We start from the raw sequence: 15,519 nt of genomic DNA, 5'->3' as shown, positions 1-15,519 counted from the left end.
GCGGTTCCGGCGGCACTTTTCCCTTGACAGGAGAAGAGCCAAACAAGTAAGGCAACGTTCCGCCTCTGAAAAATGTCCGTGGGGGTGTCCCACGGAACGTATAGAGATAACCAGATAACCCCAGCATTTCCGTAGAGCGGCAGGCAAACGCAAGCCCGCCGCGAGGGGTGTAAACCCCCGGAAACGAAGGAGAGTGTATGGCTGCGATGACGAGCGACCGTATTCGGATCAAGCTCAAGGCCTACGATTACCGCATCCTTGACAAGGCTGTGACGGAAATCGTTGATACCGCCCGGAACACCGGTGCGGCTATCGCCGGGCCTGTTCCCCTGCCCACCAACATCCTGAAGACCACCGTGAACCGCTCCGTGCACGTGGACAAGAAGTCCCGCGAGCAGTTCGAGATGCGCATCCATAAGCGCCTTCTCGACATTCTGGAGCCCACTCAGCAGACGGTCGACGCCCTGGGCAAGCTTTCGCTGCCCGCTGGCGTGGACGTCGAGATCAAGCTGTAGGGGAGGGGAGAGATATGTCAAAGACTCTCGGACTCCTCGGCCGCAAACTCGGCATGACCCGCATCTTTGCCCCTGACGGCACCGTTGTGCCCGTCACGGTCATCAGCGCCGGACCCTGCCCGGTTCTCCAGGTCAAGACCTCGGAGAAGGAAGGCTACAACGCGCTGCAGGTCGGCTTCGACGTCATCCCCGAGCGCAAGCTCACCAAGCCCGCCAAGGGCCATCAGGCCAAGGCCGGCAAGGGCTTCTACCGCCACCTGAAGGAGTTCCCTTTGGAGGCGGTCGAAGGCTATGAGGTCGGTCAGGACATCACTGTCGACATCTTCCAGCCTGGCGAGAAGGTGAAGGTCACCGGCACCTCCAAGGGCAAGGGCTTCCAGGGCGTCATGAAGCGTTACAACTTCAAGGGCCTCAAGGCATCCCACGGCGCCGAGAAGGTTCACCGCTCCGCCGGTTCCATCGGCACCAACACCGAGCCCTCCCGCGTGTTCAAGGGCAAGAAGATGGCCGGTCACATGGGCGATGAGCGCGTGACTTTGTCCAGCGTGGAGATCGTCGATGTCCGTCCCGAGGAAAACATCATCGTGGTCAAGGGCCAGGTGCCCGGCTGCAGAAACGGCTTGGTGATGATCCGCAAGGCCGGGTAGAAGGACACAATCATGGCAACTGTTACCGTGTTCGACCAGAGCAAAAAGGAAGTGGGCAGCCTCGATCTGTCCCCGGAGATCTTCGAGGTGGAAGTCCGCCCCGAGATCATGCACCTGGTGGTGCGTGCCCAGCTGGCCGCCAAGCGCGTCGGCACTCACGCCACCAAGACCCGCGCCTTCGTTTCCGGCGGCGGCAAGAAGCCCTGGAAGCAGAAGGGGACGGGCCACGCCCGTGCCGGTTCCAGCCGTTCGCCCATTTGGCGCGGCGGCGCGATCATCTTCGGGCCTTCTCCCCGCAGCTACGAGTTCAAGGTGAACCGCAAGGTCCGCCGCCTCGCGCTGAAGATGGCCTTGTCCGCGCGTTTGAGCGAAGACAATCTGCTGGTGCTGAAGGGGATCGACCTTCCTGACGTGAAAACCAAGCGCTTCGCCGAGGTCGCCAAGACCCTCGGATTGGAAAAAGCCTTGATTGTTTTTAAGGAAGTGGATAATAACCTCCTTCTTTCGGCGCGTAATCTGCCTGGCATCAAGCTGCTCCCGGCTGATAAACTCAACGCATACGATGTGTTGCTGTACCCGAAGCTGGTGATGCTTGAGAGCGCCGCTGTTTCCGTTCAGGAGAGGTTGAAGTAGCATGGACTACACTAAAATTATCATCCGCCCGGTCATCACCGAGAAGGCCAACCTCGCGAAGGAGTACCTGAATCAGGTGTCTTTCGTGGTGGCGAATACCGCCAACAAGATCGAGGTCAAGCGCGCCGTTGAGGCCGCCTTCAACGTCAAGGTCGAGGCTGTGAACATCGTCCGCAGGCGTCCCTCCCGCCGCATCCGCCATGGGCGGACCATTGGCAAGGTGTCGGGATACAAGAAGGCCTTCGTCACCCTGGCCAAGGGCGACAAAATTGAGTTCTTCGAGGGAGTTTAGACATGTCCGTCCGCAAGGTAAAACCCACTTCGGCTGGACGCCGGTTCCAGACCATCTCCACCTTTGAGGAGATCACCCGGAGCACTCCGGAACCGTCCCTCACCAGTGGTCTGTGCAAAAAGTCCGGTCGCAATCACTTCGGCCGCATCACTTCTCGTCGCCGTGGCGGCGGGCATAAGCGCCTGTACCGTGAGATCGACTTCCGTCGCAACAAGACCGGGATTCCGGCCAAGGTTGCGTTCGTGGAGTACGACCCCAACCGCAGCGCGCGCATCGCCCTTCTGCACTACGCCGATGGCGAGAAGCGCTACATCCTGGCTCCTCTGGGCCTCAAGGTTGGCGATCAGATCCTCTCCGGCGAGTCCGCTGACATCAAGCCCGGCAACGCGCTTGTGCTGTCCAAGATCCCGGTTGGTACTGTCATCCATAATATAGAGCTGCACCCCGGCCGTGGCGGCCAGTTCTGCCGCGCAGCCGGAGCCTACGCCCAGCTGGTGGCCAAGGAGGGCGCTTACGCCCTGCTTCGCCTGCCCTCTGGCGAGGTGCGCAAGGTGCTCTCCCACTGCATGGCCACCATCGGCCAGGTGGGCAACATCCACCACGAGAAGATCACCCTGGGCAAGGCCGGCCGCAATCGCTGGAAGGGCCGTCGCCCTGAAGTACGCGGCGTGGCAATGAACCCGGTCGACCATCCTCTGGGCGGCGGCGAGGGCAGAAGCTCCGGCGGCAGGCATCCGTGTTCCCCTTGGGGCATGCCGAGCAAGGGTTACAAGACCCGCAAGCCGAAGAAGTCGTCCTCCAAGCTTATCGTCAAGCGCCGCGGGCAGAAGTAGGAGTAGCACATGGCCAGATCAATCAAGAAAGGTCCCTTCGTGGACGGACACCTTCAGAAGAAGGCCGATACCGCCAACGAAAACAAGGACCGTCGTGTCATCAAAACCTGGTCCCGCAGGTCCACCATTCTTCCCGAGATGGTTGGACTCACCTTTGCGGTCCACAATGGCCGGAAGTTCATTCCCGTGTTCGTGACGGAGAATATGGTCGGGCACAAGTTGGGTGAATTTTCGCCCACCCGCACCTTCTTCGGACACGCTGCGGACAAGAAATCCAAGGGCAAGTAGGGAGCGCAGCAATGGAAGCCAAAGCTATCGCCAAGTACCTGCGCATTTCCGCGCGCAAGGTGCGAATCGTGGCGGAGAACATCAAGGGCAAGCCGGTTGAGGATGCGCTCAACATCCTGAAGTTCACGCCCAAGAAATCGGCCCAGATGATCAGCAAGGTGCTGTACTCGGCCATCGCCAATGCCGGACAGATGCCCGGCTGCGACGTGGACGCCCTCGTGGTGGGGAATGTGATGGTGAACGAAGGTCCGACGCAGAAGCGCATCATGCCTCGCGCCATGGGCCGCGCCTACCGGATCAAGAAGCGCACCAGCCACATAACCGTCATCGTGAAGGAAAAGTAGGGGGGCGCCATGGGTCAGAAAGTACATCCGATCGGGTTCCGCCTGGGGTATACCAAGAACTGGCTTTCCCGCTGGTTCAGCAAGAAGGACTATCCGGCCTTCGTGCTCCAGGACGATCAGCTCCGTAAGTGGGTTAAGAAAAAGTTGTATCACGCCGGTCTCGCCAAAATCGAGATCGAGCGCGCCGGCGGCAAGGTTCGCCTTGTCCTGCACACCGCACGTCCCGGCATCGTCATCGGTCGCAAGGGCGCGGAGATCGAGAAGCTGCGTGACGACCTCAAGAAGGAATTCGGACAGGACATCACCATCGAGGTGAACGAAATCCGTCGTCCCGAGGTTGAGGCTCAGCTTGTGGCTGAAAGCATCGCCACCCAGCTGGAGCGCCGCGTGGCTTTCCGCCGCGCCATGAAGCGCACCGTCGCCCTGTCCCGCAAGTTCGGGGCCGAGGGCATCAAGGTCGCTTGCGCTGGCCGCCTGGCCGGTGCTGAAATCGCCCGCTCCGAGTGGTACCGTGACGGCCGCGTGCCCCTGCACACCCTGCGCGCCGACATCGACTACGGTTACGCGACCGCCAAGACCACGTACGGCATCATCGGCGTCCGGGTCTGGATCTTCAAGGGTGAGATTCTTGACAAGGTAGGAAAGTAACATGCTCTCGCCAAAGAAACTCAAATACCGCAAGAAGCAGAAGGGACGCATCAAGGGTCCCGCTGTGAAGGGCAGCACCATCGCTTTCGGCGATGTGGCCCTGAAGTGTCTGGAGCCGGGTAAGCTGTCGAGCCAGGAGATCGAGGCCGCACGTATCGCCATCATGCGCCACATCAAGCGCGGCGGTAAGGTCTGGATCCGCATGTTCCCCGACTACCCCATCACCAAGAAGCCCGCTGAAACCCGCATGGGTTCCGGCAAGGGCGCCCCTGAGGGATGGGCTGCTCCCATCCGCGCCGGGCGCATCCTGTATGAAGTCAAGGGCGTTGATCTTGAGGTGGCGAAGGTCGCTCTGACCCGCGCCATGCACAAGCTGTCCGTCAAGACTGTTATCGTGGTCAAGGAGGGCGCTGAATAATGGACGCCAAGGAACTGCGGGCCCTGGACGCGGCCGAGCTCAGCAACAAGCTGGCCGACCTGCGCAAGGAGCTTTTCAACCTTCGTTTCCAGCACGCCACCGCGCAGCTGGAGAACACTCAGCGCATCCCCGCTGTCAAGAAAGTCATCGCGCGCATTCTGACCATTCAGACTCAGCGCGCAATGGGAGCATAGGCCATGTCCGAGACGACTCACGAATCAAACAGGCGGACTCTCACCGGCGTCGTGGTGAGCGACAAGGGCGACAAGACCATCGTGGTCAGCGTCGCGACGCTCATCAAGCATCCGCTGTTCAAGAAATACATCCGCCGCCGCAAGAAGTTCATGGCCCATGATCCCAACAACGACTGCGGGATTGGGGATACGGTCACCATCGTCGAGCACCGCCCTTTGAGCGCGCGCAAGCGTTGGCACCTGTCCAAAATCGTTGAGAAAGCGGTGTAGGTACAGTTATGATCCAGAGCGAAACCAATCTCGACGTCGCCGATAACTCCGGCGCCAAGCTGTTGTGCTGCATCAAGGTGCTCGGTGGCTCCAAGCGCCGTTACGCCTCGGTGGGCGACATCATCGTCGTCTCCGTCAAGGAAGCCATGCCCCATTCCAAAGTGAAGAAGGGCGCTGTGATGAAGGCCGTTGTTGTGCGCACCAAGAAAGAAGTTGGCCGTCCTGACGGTTCCTTCATTCGGTTCGACACCAACTCTGCCGTTCTGCTGAACAATGCAAACGAGCCGCTGGGTACCCGTATTTTCGGACCCGTTGCGCGCGAGCTGCGTCTGAAGAACTTCATGAAGATCGTCTCCCTGGCCCCGGAAGTCCTCTAGGCTGCCGGTATTGGGACGAAAGGATAGCATCATGAACTGCAAGATTCGTAAAGACGACAAGGTGATGATCCTTGCCGGCAAAGACAAGGGAAAGATCGGCAAGGTGCTCAAGATCCTTCGCAAGAAGGACCGCATCCTTGTCGAGGGCGCCAACAAGGTTAGCCGCCACACCAAGGCTAACCCCTACGCCAACCAGCCCGGCGGCATCGTGGAAAAGGAAGCCCCCGTGCATGTCTCCAACGTCGCCGTGGTGTGCAATGCCTGCACCAAGGCCACGCGCGTCGGCTACCGGGTGAATGAAGACGGCAAGAAAGTTCGCTTCTGCAAGAAGTGTAACGAAACCATCCAGTAGGTTGCGCCATGAGACGCCTTGAAACAGTTTACAACGAGAAGATTGCCGGCGAACTCCAGAAAGAGTTCGGCTACAAGAGCACAATGGAGATCCCCAAGATCACCAAGATTTCGCTCAACATCGGTCTGGGTGAAGCCAGCCAGAACGCCAAGCTCATCGACGAGGCTGTCATTGAGTTGACCAAGCTGGCCGGTCAGAAGGCCGTTGTCACCAAGGCCAAGAAGTCAATCGCCGCCTTTAAGCTGCGCGAAGGCCAGCCAGTCGGCTGCCGCGTGACCCTTCGCGGTGACCGCATGTGGGACTTCTACGACAAGCTGGTGAGCTTCGCTCTGCCCCGTGTCCGCGACTTCCGCGGTGTGCCCGACCGAGGCTTTGATGGCCGTGGCAATTTCACCATGGGTATCAAGGAACACACGATCTTCTTTGAGTTGGAGATCGACAAAGTGGAAAAGGTCAAGGGCATGAATATCACCATCTCCACCACCGCGAAGACGGACAAGGAAGGCAAGCTTCTGCTCGACCTCCTTGGCATGCCTTTCAAAAAATAGGAGGAAACCGGTTTGGCCAGGACAAGTCTCAGGGTGAAAGCCCAACGCAAGCCGAAGTTCAAGGTCCGGGCTTACAATCGCTGCCCCATATGTGGACGCTCCAGGGCTTATTTGCGCAAGTACGGCTGCTGCCGTATCTGCTTCCGCAACAAGTCCCTGGCCGGCGAACTCCCCGGCGTGCGTAAATCCAGCTGGTAAGTCCAAGGAGATCTGACTATGTCTGTTTCTGATCCCATTGCCGACATGCTCGCCCGCATCCGCAACGCGCACGGCGCCTTCCACTCCACTGTGGAAATGCCCGCGTCCAAGATGAAGGCGGCCATCGCCGAGATCCTCAAGGCTGAGGGTTACATTTCCGAGTGCGCCAGTGCCGAGGGCAAGCTGAAGCTGACCCTGAAGTACGCGTCTGGCAAGTCCGCCATCAGCGGGCTCAAGAAGGTCAGCACCCCCGGGCGTCGCGTTTACGTGGGCGTTGAAGATATCCCCAAGGTTCAGAACGGCCTGGGTATCTGCATCATCTCCACTTCTCGCGGTCTGCTCGCTGGTGACCAGGCCACCGCCGATAAGATCGGCGGCGAACTCCTTTGTGAAATCTGGTAGAAGAGGTAAACATGTCTCGTATCGGGAAAAAACCTGTTCCCATCCCTGCCGGGGTGGAGGTGAAAGTCGGCGCTGACGCCGTGCAGATCAAGGGCCCGAAGGGTACCTTGTCCACCCCCGTGCATCCTGCCGTCACCTACGTGATGGAAGGAAATGAAATGCTGGTCTCCCGGGTCGATGAGTCCCGTGTCGCCTGCGCTCAGCACGGTCTGCGCCGCACCCTTCTCGCCAACTGCGTTGAGGGCGTGACCAAGGGCTTCCAGAAGACCCTTGAGGTTATCGGCGTCGGCTACAAGGTCGCTGTTCAGGGTAAGAGCGTTGTGCTCACTGTGGGCTTTTCTCACCCGGTGGAGTACCCTCTGCCGCAGGGCATCGACGCCGCCATTGAGGGCAACAAGTTGCACCTCACCGGCATCGACAAGCAGCTTTTGGGTGAAGTGGCCGCGCAGATTCGACGTGTGCGTCCGCCTGAGCCGTATAAGGGCAAGGGCATCAAGTACATCGAAGAACACATCAGGCGTAAGGCCGGCAAGTCCGGTTCCAAAAAATAGCGGAGTGCGGCGATGAAGATGACCAAAGAACAAGCGCGGCATCGCAGGAAGCTGCGCATCCGCAAGAAGGTGAACGGAACCGAGAGCAAGCCCAGGCTTGTGGTGTTCCGCTCCAACGTGCACATTTACGCCCAGCTCGTGGACGACGAGACCGGCTGCACCCTTGTCAGCTCTTCCACGCTGACCATGACCCGCGCTGGCAGTGCCGCCCGGGCCAACCGCGAGGGCGCCGCCAGTGTGGGCAAGGACATAGCGGAGAAGGCCAAGGCCAAGAATATCGAAGCCTGCGTCTTTGATCGCAACGGGTACCTTTACCACGGCCGAATCAAGGCCCTTGCCGATGGCGCCCGCGAGGGCGGCCTCAAATTCTAGGGGTGGGTCTAAAAATGGAACAGAATGATTCCGGCTTCATCGAGAAGATCGTTTATCTCAACCGCGTTGCCAAAGTCGTCAAGGGCGGCCGCAGGTTCAGCTTCAGCTGCCTGGTCGTCGTCGGCGACGGTCAGGGCAAGGTCGGCTTCGGCCTGGGCAAGGCCAACGAAGTGCCCGAGGCCATTCGCAAGGCGACGGATCGCGCCCGCAAGGACATGATCACCGTTCCCGTGCTGGACGGAACCCTGCCTTACGAGGTCCTGGGACGCTTCGGCGCCGGTCGCGTCATGCTGAAGCCCGCCAGCCGTGGTACCGGCATCATTGCCGGCGGCCCGGTGCGTGCGGTCATGGAGGCCGTGGGCGTCCACGACATCCTGACCAAGGCCATCGGCACCAGCAATCCGCACAACGTCTTGCGTGCCACCATGTGTGGCCTGGCCGCCCTGCGCAGCGCAGAAAGCGTTTCCGACGTGCGCGGCAAGACGGTTTCCACCCCCAGGAAGTAGACCCTTCCCGGGTCTGATAAGCGAGGTCCACCGTGTACAAGATTAAACTCGTCCGCAGCCGCATCGGTTGTACGCCCAAACAGCGCCAGACTCTGGACGCGCTGGGCCTCAAGCGCATCCGGCAGGAAAAGTCTTTTGAGGAAGCTCCCGCCGTCGCGGGCATGATCGCGAAAGTGAATCACCTGATTGAGGTCACCAAGTCATGAGACTGCACGAACTGTATCCCTTCCCGGAAGAGTACGCCCAGCGCAAGCGCGTTGGTCGCGGTCCCGGCTCCGGCTCCGGCTGCACCTCCGGGCGCGGCAACAAGGGCCAGAACTCCCGCTCCGGCGGTGGTCGTCCGGCTTGGTTCGAAGGCGGTCAGATGCCTCTGGCCCGCCGTCTGCCCAAGCGTGGCTTCAAGAACCCGCACCGCGTCGTTTATGAGGCCATCAACCTTGACCAGCTTCTGGCTGCCTTCCCCGGTGTCGAAGAGATCACCATGGAAGCCGTGTACGCCCGTGGCCTGTGCAAGGGCGGCATGCCGCTGAAGGTCCTTTCCCGTGGCGATGTCACCGTCAAGGTGTCCATCGAGGCCCACCGCTTCAGCGCTGCTGCCGCGGAGAAGATCACCAAGGCTGGCGGAACCGTCAAAGCTCTGGAAGGATAGTATCTGTGGCACTCTCCGGTGTTGAAAATCTCGCCCGACTGCCTGAGCTGAAGAAGAAGCTCATCTGGACCTTCGTTCTTCTGGCCGTTTACCGCCTCGGGATTCACATCCCGGTGCCGGGCGTGGACAGCCACGCGCTGACGGAATTCTTCAACAGCGCCTCGAACACCCTGTTCGGCCTGTTCGATATGTTCTCCGGCGGCGGCTTGAAGAAACTGTCCATTTTCGCACTGGGCATCATGCCCTACATCTCGGCCTCCATCATCCTGCAGCTTCTGTCCGTGGTCAGCCCCGAATTGAAGCGTTTGAGCAAGGATGATGGCGCCGAGGGGCGCAAGAAGATCACCCAGTACACCCGTTATGGGACGGTCCTCATCACGTGTGTTCAGGGACTCGGCGTCGCCGTTGGCCTTGAGAGCATGTCCAGCCCGACTGGCGCGTCCCTTGTGCTGTTCTCTGGCTGGGGCTTCCGCTTGGTGACGATGATCACCCTTACAGCCGGTACCGTCTTTCTCATGTGGCTTGGCGAGCAGATGACCGAGAAGGGCATCGGCAACGGCATCTCCATGATCATCTTCGCGGGCATTGTGGCCGGGCTTCCCTCGGCTGTGATGAACACAGTGCGCCTGATGACGGCTGGCGAGCTTTCGCTCATCATCCTGCTGCTCATCGGTGTGCTCATGGCCGCCACCCTTGCCTTCATCGTCTTTGTTGAGCGTGGCCAGCGCCGCATCCCCATCCACTATGCCAAGCGCATGCTCGGTCGGAAGATGGTCGGTGGACAGACCACGCATCTGCCTCTGCGTATCAACACCGCTGGCGTCATTCCTCCCATTTTCGCATCGAGCATCCTGCTCTTCCCTGCGACCTTGGCGAATTTCTCCAGTGTCGAGTGGTTGCAGAACATATCCCAGTACATGAGCCCCTCGTCTGTCATCTACAATGTGGCTTTCATCGGGCTTATCCTGTTCTTCTCTTACTTCTACACCGCAATTCTCTTTGACCCCAAGGGTATCAGCGAGAATATTCAGAAGCAGGGTGGCTTCATACCGGGAATTCGTCCTGGGGCCAAAACCCGTGAATACATTGACCGTGTTCTGGCGCGCATCACGTTGTGGGGAGCGCTCTACATGTCTCTCATCTGCGTGCTGCCGATGATGCTCATCAGCCAGTTCAACATACCTTTCTATTTTGGCGGTACCAGCCTGCTTATCGTGGTTGGCGTTGCCATGGACTTTATGGGGAAGATCGAGTCCTACCTGATATCCCGTCAGTATGAAGGTCTCATGGGCAACAAGGCCCGTGCCAAGGGCAGGTAGCGGCTTGAAAAAAGCCAGAGGGATCTTTCTCAAGAACGAGAAGGAGATCGGTCTCATGCGTGAGGCCGGTCGCATCGTCTCCCTGATTTTGGACGAAATCGGCCAGGCTGTTAAACCAGGCGTGCCGACCATGCTCTTTGAAGACATTGCCCGCAAGATGTGCGATCAATTCAAGGTTCGCCCGGCATTTTTAGGGTATCTTGGGTTTCCCTTCGCGATCTGTTGCTCAGTGAATGAGGTCATTGTGCACGGTTTTCCTTCCAGGGAGCACATCCTGAAGGAAGGTGACATCGTGAGCATAGACATGGGGGTAATAGCTGCCGGGTTTCATGGAGACTCCGCACGCACATTCGCTGTTGGCGAAGTCAGTCCTGTTGCTCGCCGACTCATGGATGTGACTAGCGAGTCTCTTGAGTTGGGTATTGCCCAAGCCTTGAGCGGCAACAACCTCTATAACATCAGCGCAGCTGTTCAGGATTGTGTTGAGGGTGCCGGATTCGGTGTTGTTCGGCGTTTTGTGGGGCATGGAATTGGAGTGAAACTGCACGAGAAACCGGAAATTCCGAATTTCGTGCCCAGGGGGCTTTCAGGGGTCACTCTTAAGCCTGGAATGGTTTTGGCCATTGAACCCATGGTCACTGAGGGCAGCTTCGACGTTGAGGTTCTTGAGGATCGCTGGACAGCAGTGACCAAGGACCGCAAATTGGCAGCTCATTTTGAGCATACTGTGGCGGTGACGACGGAAGGACCGATTATTCTGACTGTGAGTGGTTAGAAAAAGCTTGCCTTTCCTTGATAAGGCATATATTTTCCTCCGTCTCAAGTTTGTGTGTAAAACGCTTGGCCCAAGGCCTGGCATAATGCTGAAGAATGGCGCTGGTTCTTAGGTGCCAAGCAAAGTGGAGTAGGGCATGAAAGTTCGGCCTTCGGTAAAGAAGATGTGTCCCAAGTGCAAAATCATCCGTCGGCGCGGCGTTTTGCGGGTTATCTGTGAAGATCCCCGTCATAAGCAGCGTCAGGGTTAAGAGAGGGGTACGAGAGTGGCTCGCATTGCTGGCGTTGATCTGCCCAGAAACAAGCGGCTGGACATCGCGCTGACGTACATCTATGGCATTGGCCATACGACGGCGCTTAAGATCCTTGACACTGTCGGGATCGATTGGACCAAAAATACCGACAATCTCTCCAATGAGGACGTGAACCTCATTCGTGTTGAGATCGAGGCCAACCACAAGGTCGAAGGTGACCTGCGCCGTGATGTGACGCAGAACATCAAGCGCCTCATGGACATTGGCTGCTACCGTGGCCTGCGTCACCGCAAGGGCCTGCCGGTCCGCGGACAGCGCAGCCACACCAATGCCCGCACCCGCAAGGGGCCGCGGCGCACCGTGATGGGCAAGAAAAAGCCCACCAAGTAGTCACGGCTTAAGGCTCGGACTACGCCGGATGACGCCATGAGCGATCATGGCGCATCGGCATTTCCTGAAAGAAGCACATAATCGCCTCCGGGCGAAGCGAGGACAGACATGGCTAAACCCCGTCGCACTGGGAAAAAGAAAGAGAAGAAGAGCATTCCGGTGGGCTTGGTCCACGTGCATGCCAGCTTCAACAACACCATTATTTCCTTCACTGACCTGAAGGGGAATGTGGTGAGCTGCGCTAGCGCTGGCGCTTCCTTTAAGGGCTCCCGCAAAAGCACGCCCTTTGCCGCACAGATCGCCGCTGAAACTGCCGCCCGCAAGGCGCAGGATTGCGGAATGCGTCTTGTCGGCATCTTCGTCAAGGGACCCGGCTCCGGTCGCGAGGCTGCCATGCGCGCCATCAACAACGTTGGAATGAAAGTGAGCTTCATCCGCGACGTGACCCCCATTCCGCATAACGGCTGCCGGCCTCCCAAACGCCGTCGCGTCTAAGATCAAGGAGGAATCAACTTGGCTCGTTACACCGAAGCGAAATGCAGGCTCTGCCGCCGCGAAGGCCAGAAGCTTTTCCTCAAGGGCGACCGTTGCTTCACGGATAAGTGCGCCTATGAGCGCCGTCCGTACGCTCCTGGTTTTGCCGGCAAGCTTCGCAAGAAGCTCACCGACTACGCCGTTCAGCTGCGTGAAAAGCAGCGCGTGCGCCGCATGTACGGCATTCTCGAAGGCCAGTTCCGCAACTACTTCGAGCGTGCTGAAGCGCAGAAAGGCGTCACTGGCGCCAACCTGCTCATTCTCCTTGAGCGCCGCCTCGACAATGTCGTCTATCGCCTTGGCTTTGCCAATTCCCGGGATCAGGCCCGCCAGATGGTGCGTCACGGCCTGTTCGTGCTCAATGGCCGAAAGGTCAATATCCCGTCCCTGATGGTGCGCCCGAGCGACGTCATCGAGGTGCGTGAAAAGAGCCGCAAGGTTCCTGTCATTACCGAGGCCCAGCAGGTTGTTGCTCGTCGCGGATGCCCTTCCTGGCTCGAAAGCGATGGCGCAGCCTTCAAGGGCGTGGTAAAGGCGCTGCCGACCCGTGAGGATATCCAGTTCCCGATCAACGAGCAGCTCATCGTCGAACTGTACTCCAAATAAGCAGGGGTAAGCATGCTTATTCAAAACGGCGACAAGCTTATCAACACACGCAACTGGTCCGAGCTGGTAAAGCCGGAACAGCTCGCGCGCGACCCCAAGTCCACCGAGATGTATGGTAAGTTTGTGTGTGAGCCCCTGGAGCGCGGATTTGCCACCACCATTGGCAACTCCTTGCGCCGGGTGCTCCTGTCCTCCCTCCAGGGCGCGGCTATCGTCGCCGCCCAGATCGAAGGAGTGCAGCACGAGTTTACCACCGTCAAAGGTGTGCTTGAGGACGTCACCGAGATCGTCCTCAACTTGAAGCAGGTTCGCTTGGCCATGACCAGCGTCGAACCCCAGAAGCTTGTCCTCGAGGCCAAGAAGAAGGGGCCGGTGACGGCTGGAAATATCAAGGAGAACCAGAACGTCCGCGTGCTCAACCCTGAGCAGCACATCGCCACCCTGTCCGAGGACCGCGAGTTCCGCATGGAACTTGAGATCCGTATGGGCAAGGGCTATGTGCCCTCCGAGATGCACGAGGGCCTGGACGACGAGATTGGTCTCATCACCCTGGACGCCAGTTTTTCGCCAGTGCGGAAAGTTGCCTACATGGTGGAGCAGGCTCGCGTCGGCCAGATGACCAACTACGACAAGCTTCTGCTCGAAGTGTGGACTGACGGCTCGCTGTCCCCCGAGGACGCCGTGGCATACAGCGCGAAGATCCTCAAGGATCAGCTCTCCGTCTTCATCAACTTCGATGAGACTTCTTCGGATAAGAAAAAGAGCGCCGATAACGATCTTGATCTTAACCCGAACCTGCTTAAGAGCATTGACGAGCTTGAGCTCTCTGTGCGCGCCACCAATTGCCTTAAGGCCGCCAACATCGCATACGTTGGCGAACTGGTTCAGCGCACAGAGAACGCCATGCTCAAGACCAAGAACTTTGGCCGCAAGTCCCTGGACGAGATCCGTCGTGTGCTCGAAAGCATGGACCTGCGCTTCGGCATGACCGACGAGACCTCCGAGAAGAAATTCCAGGAATTGCTCAAGAGGAAAGACAGAAATGAGGCATAATAAGTCCGGAAGAAAGCTGAACCGGAACAGCTCGCACCGTAAGGCCATGTTCAAGAACATGGCGCGTGCCGTCATGGCTCACGAAACCATCCGCACGACCGAGGCCAAGGCCAAGGAGCTTCGCGGCGTGGTAGATGGGCTGATCACTCTGGCCCTGAAGAACGACCTCCCGGCTCGTCGCCAGGCCTTCAAAATTCTTGGCAACCACAAGCTGGTGCAGCACCTGTTCGACAACGTCGGACCGCGCTACGCTGGCGGTCAGGGTGGATACACCCGCATCGTGAAGCTCTCCACTGTGCGTCCTGGCGATGCCGCTCCCATGGTCATCTTCGAGTTGACCAAGCTGGCTGAAAAGAAGGTTGAAGAACCCGCTGTGGAAGCGCCGAAGGCTGCTGCCAAGAGCGAGGACAAGGCCGAGGAAAAGGCTGAGAAGCCTGCCAAGGTTGCAAAGCCCAAGACCCCCAAAGCCCCCAAGGCAGAAGGTGAAAAGGCTGCTCCCAAGGCAAAGACCCCCAAGGCAAAGAAAGAGCCCGCAGCTGAATAGAGCTATATCTATGAGTAATCGAGAGGGTGGCTTGTCCACCCTCTTTTTTTGCTTGCGCTATCGGGATGACCAATGTATGACACTCCAAACATCGGAGGTTGTCAATGGACTTTCGTAAGCTAGAGGCCTTTTGCAAGGTCTATGAACTTAAAAGTTTCTCCAAGGCTGGTTTGGAGTTGCAGCTCTCCCAGCCGACCATAAGTGCTCATGTCGCCAACCTGGAAGAAGAACTCGGAGTCCCTTTGTTTGATCGTCTGGGACGTACAGTGTTGCCAACGCAAGCTGGTGAGGTTCTCTATAGAGGGGCGAAGCAGGTCTTTCAGCAGGTAGGTCGCATCAACTCGGAGATCGGATTGTTGCGTGACATGGTTGTTGGCGACCTGCTTTTGGGCGGCAGCACCATCCCGGCCAATTACATCCTGCCAAACCTGCTCAAGACTTTTCTCGCCTTGTATCCCTCCCTGCGCGTTCATTTGACCATTGGCGACACGGATTCCATCATCCGCCAGGTCGGCCAGGGGCGCCTTGAGCTTGGCGTCGTCGGCTCCCAGCCGGAGCAGCAGGGTATCGCCTTCTACCCGTTGCGTCGTGATGAACTTGTGCTTGTCGCAGCAGCCGACATCGCTGCCGCCAGGCCAGCTCCCAAAAGCCTCAAGGACCTTCGGCCCTGGCCGTGGATCCTGCGCGAGCGTGGTTCCGGCACGCGGCGCTACCTCGAGACCCTGCTCAAGGGCGCAGGCATGTCCATCGGCGAACTCAAGGTCTCTCTGTGGGTGGAAAGCACCGAGGCCGCCTTGCAGTGCTCCCGCGCGGGCCTTGGTGTGAGCGTGGTTTCGCGGCTGGCGGCCCAGCCATATCTTGAGCGCGGCGAGCTTGTGGCGCTTGAGGTCATGCCCCAGGTTCTGGAGCGTTCCTTCTACCTCATCCAGCGTCAGGGGCGCGAACTCCTGCCTGCCGCAAACCTCTTCATCGAGCACGTGCGGAATTCCGCTGGCGGCTAGGCCCAGC

30 protein-coding genes are annotated in these 15,519 nt (G+C 58.9%); all 30 read left to right on the top strand.

Annotated features, from left to right (window positions below):
• Positions 1–197: 197 nt before the first annotated feature.
• A complete protein-coding gene (gene rpsJ, locus RDU24_RS01135) occupies positions 198–515 on the top strand; it encodes a 30S ribosomal protein S10 (RefSeq protein WP_308733883.1) in 318 nt (105 codons plus the stop codon).
• Between the two features lie 14 nt (positions 516–529).
• The gene (gene rplC / locus RDU24_RS01130) at positions 530–1,162 is read left to right on the top strand and encodes a 50S ribosomal protein L3 (protein ID WP_308733882.1); all 633 of its coding nucleotides are present in this window, start codon (positions 530–532) and stop codon (positions 1,160–1,162) included.
• Positions 1,163–1,174: 12 nt separating this feature from the next.
• The gene (rplD, locus tag RDU24_RS01125) at positions 1,175–1,795 is read left to right on the top strand and encodes a 50S ribosomal protein L4 (RefSeq protein WP_308733881.1); all 621 of its coding nucleotides are present in this window, start codon (positions 1,175–1,177) and stop codon (positions 1,793–1,795) included.
• A 1-nt stretch (position 1,796) separates the two neighbouring features.
• Complete coding sequence (rplW, locus tag RDU24_RS01120; protein WP_308733880.1) at positions 1,797–2,087, top strand: 50S ribosomal protein L23; 291 nt, start codon at positions 1,797–1,799, stop codon at positions 2,085–2,087.
• A gap of 2 nt (positions 2,088–2,089) precedes the next feature.
• On the top strand, positions 2,090–2,920 hold the full coding sequence (gene rplB, locus RDU24_RS01115; protein WP_308733879.1) for a 50S ribosomal protein L2: 831 nt from the start codon (positions 2,090–2,092) through the stop codon (positions 2,918–2,920).
• Between the two features lie 9 nt (positions 2,921–2,929).
• Complete coding sequence (gene rpsS / locus RDU24_RS01110; RefSeq protein ID WP_308733878.1) at positions 2,930–3,208, top strand: 30S ribosomal protein S19; 279 nt, start codon at positions 2,930–2,932, stop codon at positions 3,206–3,208.
• Positions 3,209–3,219: 11 nt separating this feature from the next.
• The gene (gene rplV / locus RDU24_RS01105; RefSeq protein WP_308733877.1) at positions 3,220–3,552 is read left to right on the top strand and encodes a 50S ribosomal protein L22; all 333 of its coding nucleotides are present in this window, start codon (positions 3,220–3,222) and stop codon (positions 3,550–3,552) included.
• 9 nt (positions 3,553–3,561) lie between these two features.
• Positions 3,562–4,200 (top strand): 30S ribosomal protein S3, encoded by a 639-nt coding sequence (gene rpsC, locus RDU24_RS01100; protein WP_308733876.1) that lies wholly within the window; start codon positions 3,562–3,564, stop codon positions 4,198–4,200.
• Between the two features lies 1 nt (position 4,201).
• On the top strand, positions 4,202–4,618 hold the full coding sequence (gene rplP, locus RDU24_RS01095; protein ID WP_308733875.1) for a 50S ribosomal protein L16: 417 nt from the start codon (positions 4,202–4,204) through the stop codon (positions 4,616–4,618).
• Positions 4,618–4,812, top strand: a complete 195-nt coding sequence (gene rpmC / locus RDU24_RS01090) for a 50S ribosomal protein L29 (protein ID WP_308733874.1) — start codon at positions 4,618–4,620, stop codon at positions 4,810–4,812. The genes rplP and rpmC overlap by 1 nt, the downstream gene beginning before the upstream one ends.
• 3 nt (positions 4,813–4,815) lie before the next feature.
• Positions 4,816–5,082, top strand: coding sequence for a 30S ribosomal protein S17 (gene rpsQ / locus RDU24_RS01085; RefSeq protein WP_308733873.1), 267 nt, complete (start codon positions 4,816–4,818; stop codon positions 5,080–5,082).
• An 8-nt stretch (positions 5,083–5,090) separates the two neighbouring features.
• Positions 5,091–5,459, top strand: a complete 369-nt coding sequence (gene rplN, locus RDU24_RS01080; RefSeq protein WP_308733872.1) for a 50S ribosomal protein L14 — start codon at positions 5,091–5,093, stop codon at positions 5,457–5,459.
• 31 nt (positions 5,460–5,490) lie between these two features.
• Entirely contained in the window at positions 5,491–5,811 is a 321-nt protein-coding gene (gene rplX / locus RDU24_RS01075) for a 50S ribosomal protein L24 (protein WP_374989734.1), read from the top strand.
• 8 nt (positions 5,812–5,819) lie between these two features.
• Complete coding sequence (gene rplE / locus RDU24_RS01070) at positions 5,820–6,359, top strand: 50S ribosomal protein L5 (protein ID WP_308733871.1); 540 nt, start codon at positions 5,820–5,822, stop codon at positions 6,357–6,359.
• A gap of 12 nt (positions 6,360–6,371) precedes the next feature.
• Complete coding sequence (locus RDU24_RS01065) at positions 6,372–6,557, top strand: type Z 30S ribosomal protein S14 (RefSeq protein ID WP_308733870.1); 186 nt, start codon at positions 6,372–6,374, stop codon at positions 6,555–6,557.
• Positions 6,558–6,575: 18 nt separating this feature from the next.
• Positions 6,576–6,959, top strand: a complete 384-nt coding sequence (rpsH, locus tag RDU24_RS01060; RefSeq protein ID WP_308733869.1) for a 30S ribosomal protein S8 — start codon at positions 6,576–6,578, stop codon at positions 6,957–6,959.
• Positions 6,960–6,970: 11 nt separating this feature from the next.
• The gene (gene rplF, locus RDU24_RS01055; RefSeq protein WP_308733868.1) at positions 6,971–7,510 is read left to right on the top strand and encodes a 50S ribosomal protein L6; all 540 of its coding nucleotides are present in this window, start codon (positions 6,971–6,973) and stop codon (positions 7,508–7,510) included.
• A 12-nt stretch (positions 7,511–7,522) separates the two neighbouring features.
• The gene (rplR, locus tag RDU24_RS01050; protein WP_308733867.1) at positions 7,523–7,882 is read left to right on the top strand and encodes a 50S ribosomal protein L18; all 360 of its coding nucleotides are present in this window, start codon (positions 7,523–7,525) and stop codon (positions 7,880–7,882) included.
• Positions 7,883–7,896: 14 nt separating this feature from the next.
• Entirely contained in the window at positions 7,897–8,388 is a 492-nt protein-coding gene (gene rpsE / locus RDU24_RS01045) for a 30S ribosomal protein S5 (protein ID WP_308733866.1), read from the top strand.
• A 32-nt stretch (positions 8,389–8,420) separates the two neighbouring features.
• Positions 8,421–8,594 (top strand): 50S ribosomal protein L30, encoded by a 174-nt coding sequence (gene rpmD, locus RDU24_RS01040; protein WP_308733865.1) that lies wholly within the window; start codon positions 8,421–8,423, stop codon positions 8,592–8,594.
• On the top strand, positions 8,591–9,037 hold the full coding sequence (gene rplO / locus RDU24_RS01035; protein ID WP_308733864.1) for a 50S ribosomal protein L15: 447 nt from the start codon (positions 8,591–8,593) through the stop codon (positions 9,035–9,037). Before rpmD ends, rplO begins: the two co-directional genes overlap by 4 nt.
• Positions 9,038–9,042: 5 nt before the next feature.
• The gene (gene secY, locus RDU24_RS01030; RefSeq protein ID WP_308733863.1) at positions 9,043–10,356 is read left to right on the top strand and encodes a preprotein translocase subunit SecY; all 1,314 of its coding nucleotides are present in this window, start codon (positions 9,043–9,045) and stop codon (positions 10,354–10,356) included.
• Between the two features lie 4 nt (positions 10,357–10,360).
• On the top strand, positions 10,361–11,131 hold the full coding sequence (map, locus tag RDU24_RS01025; protein ID WP_308733862.1) for a type I methionyl aminopeptidase: 771 nt from the start codon (positions 10,361–10,363) through the stop codon (positions 11,129–11,131).
• 136 nt (positions 11,132–11,267) lie between these two features.
• A complete protein-coding gene (gene rpmJ / locus RDU24_RS01020; RefSeq protein WP_089271614.1) occupies positions 11,268–11,381 on the top strand; it encodes a 50S ribosomal protein L36 in 114 nt (37 codons plus the stop codon).
• A gap of 15 nt (positions 11,382–11,396) precedes the next feature.
• Positions 11,397–11,774: a 30S ribosomal protein S13 gene (gene rpsM / locus RDU24_RS01015; RefSeq protein ID WP_308733861.1), complete on the top strand. Its 378-nt coding sequence runs from the start codon at positions 11,397–11,399 to the stop codon at positions 11,772–11,774.
• A 108-nt stretch (positions 11,775–11,882) separates the two neighbouring features.
• Entirely contained in the window at positions 11,883–12,269 is a 387-nt protein-coding gene (rpsK, locus tag RDU24_RS01010) for a 30S ribosomal protein S11 (RefSeq protein ID WP_308733860.1), read from the top strand.
• Between the two features lie 18 nt (positions 12,270–12,287).
• Positions 12,288–12,914 (top strand): 30S ribosomal protein S4, encoded by a 627-nt coding sequence (gene rpsD / locus RDU24_RS01005; protein WP_308733859.1) that lies wholly within the window; start codon positions 12,288–12,290, stop codon positions 12,912–12,914.
• Between the two features lie 12 nt (positions 12,915–12,926).
• Complete coding sequence (locus RDU24_RS01000) at positions 12,927–13,967, top strand: DNA-directed RNA polymerase subunit alpha (protein ID WP_308733858.1); 1,041 nt, start codon at positions 12,927–12,929, stop codon at positions 13,965–13,967.
• Positions 13,957–14,511: a 50S ribosomal protein L17 gene (rplQ, locus tag RDU24_RS00995; protein WP_308733857.1), complete on the top strand. Its 555-nt coding sequence runs from the start codon at positions 13,957–13,959 to the stop codon at positions 14,509–14,511. The genes RDU24_RS01000 and rplQ overlap by 11 nt, the downstream gene beginning before the upstream one ends.
• Positions 14,512–14,615: 104 nt before the next feature.
• Positions 14,616–15,512 carry a selenium metabolism-associated LysR family transcriptional regulator gene (locus tag RDU24_RS00990; protein WP_308733856.1) on the top strand — a complete coding sequence of 299 codons (897 nt, stop codon included), beginning with the start codon at positions 14,616–14,618 and terminating at the stop codon, positions 15,510–15,512.
• Positions 15,513–15,519 lie beyond the last annotated feature (7 nt).

The organism is Humidesulfovibrio sp. (genome assembly GCF_031082295.1).
Taxonomy (GTDB): domain Bacteria; phylum Desulfobacterota; class Desulfovibrionia; order Desulfovibrionales; family Desulfovibrionaceae; genus Humidesulfovibrio.
This window is presented reverse-complemented; position numbering and strand designations above follow the sequence as displayed.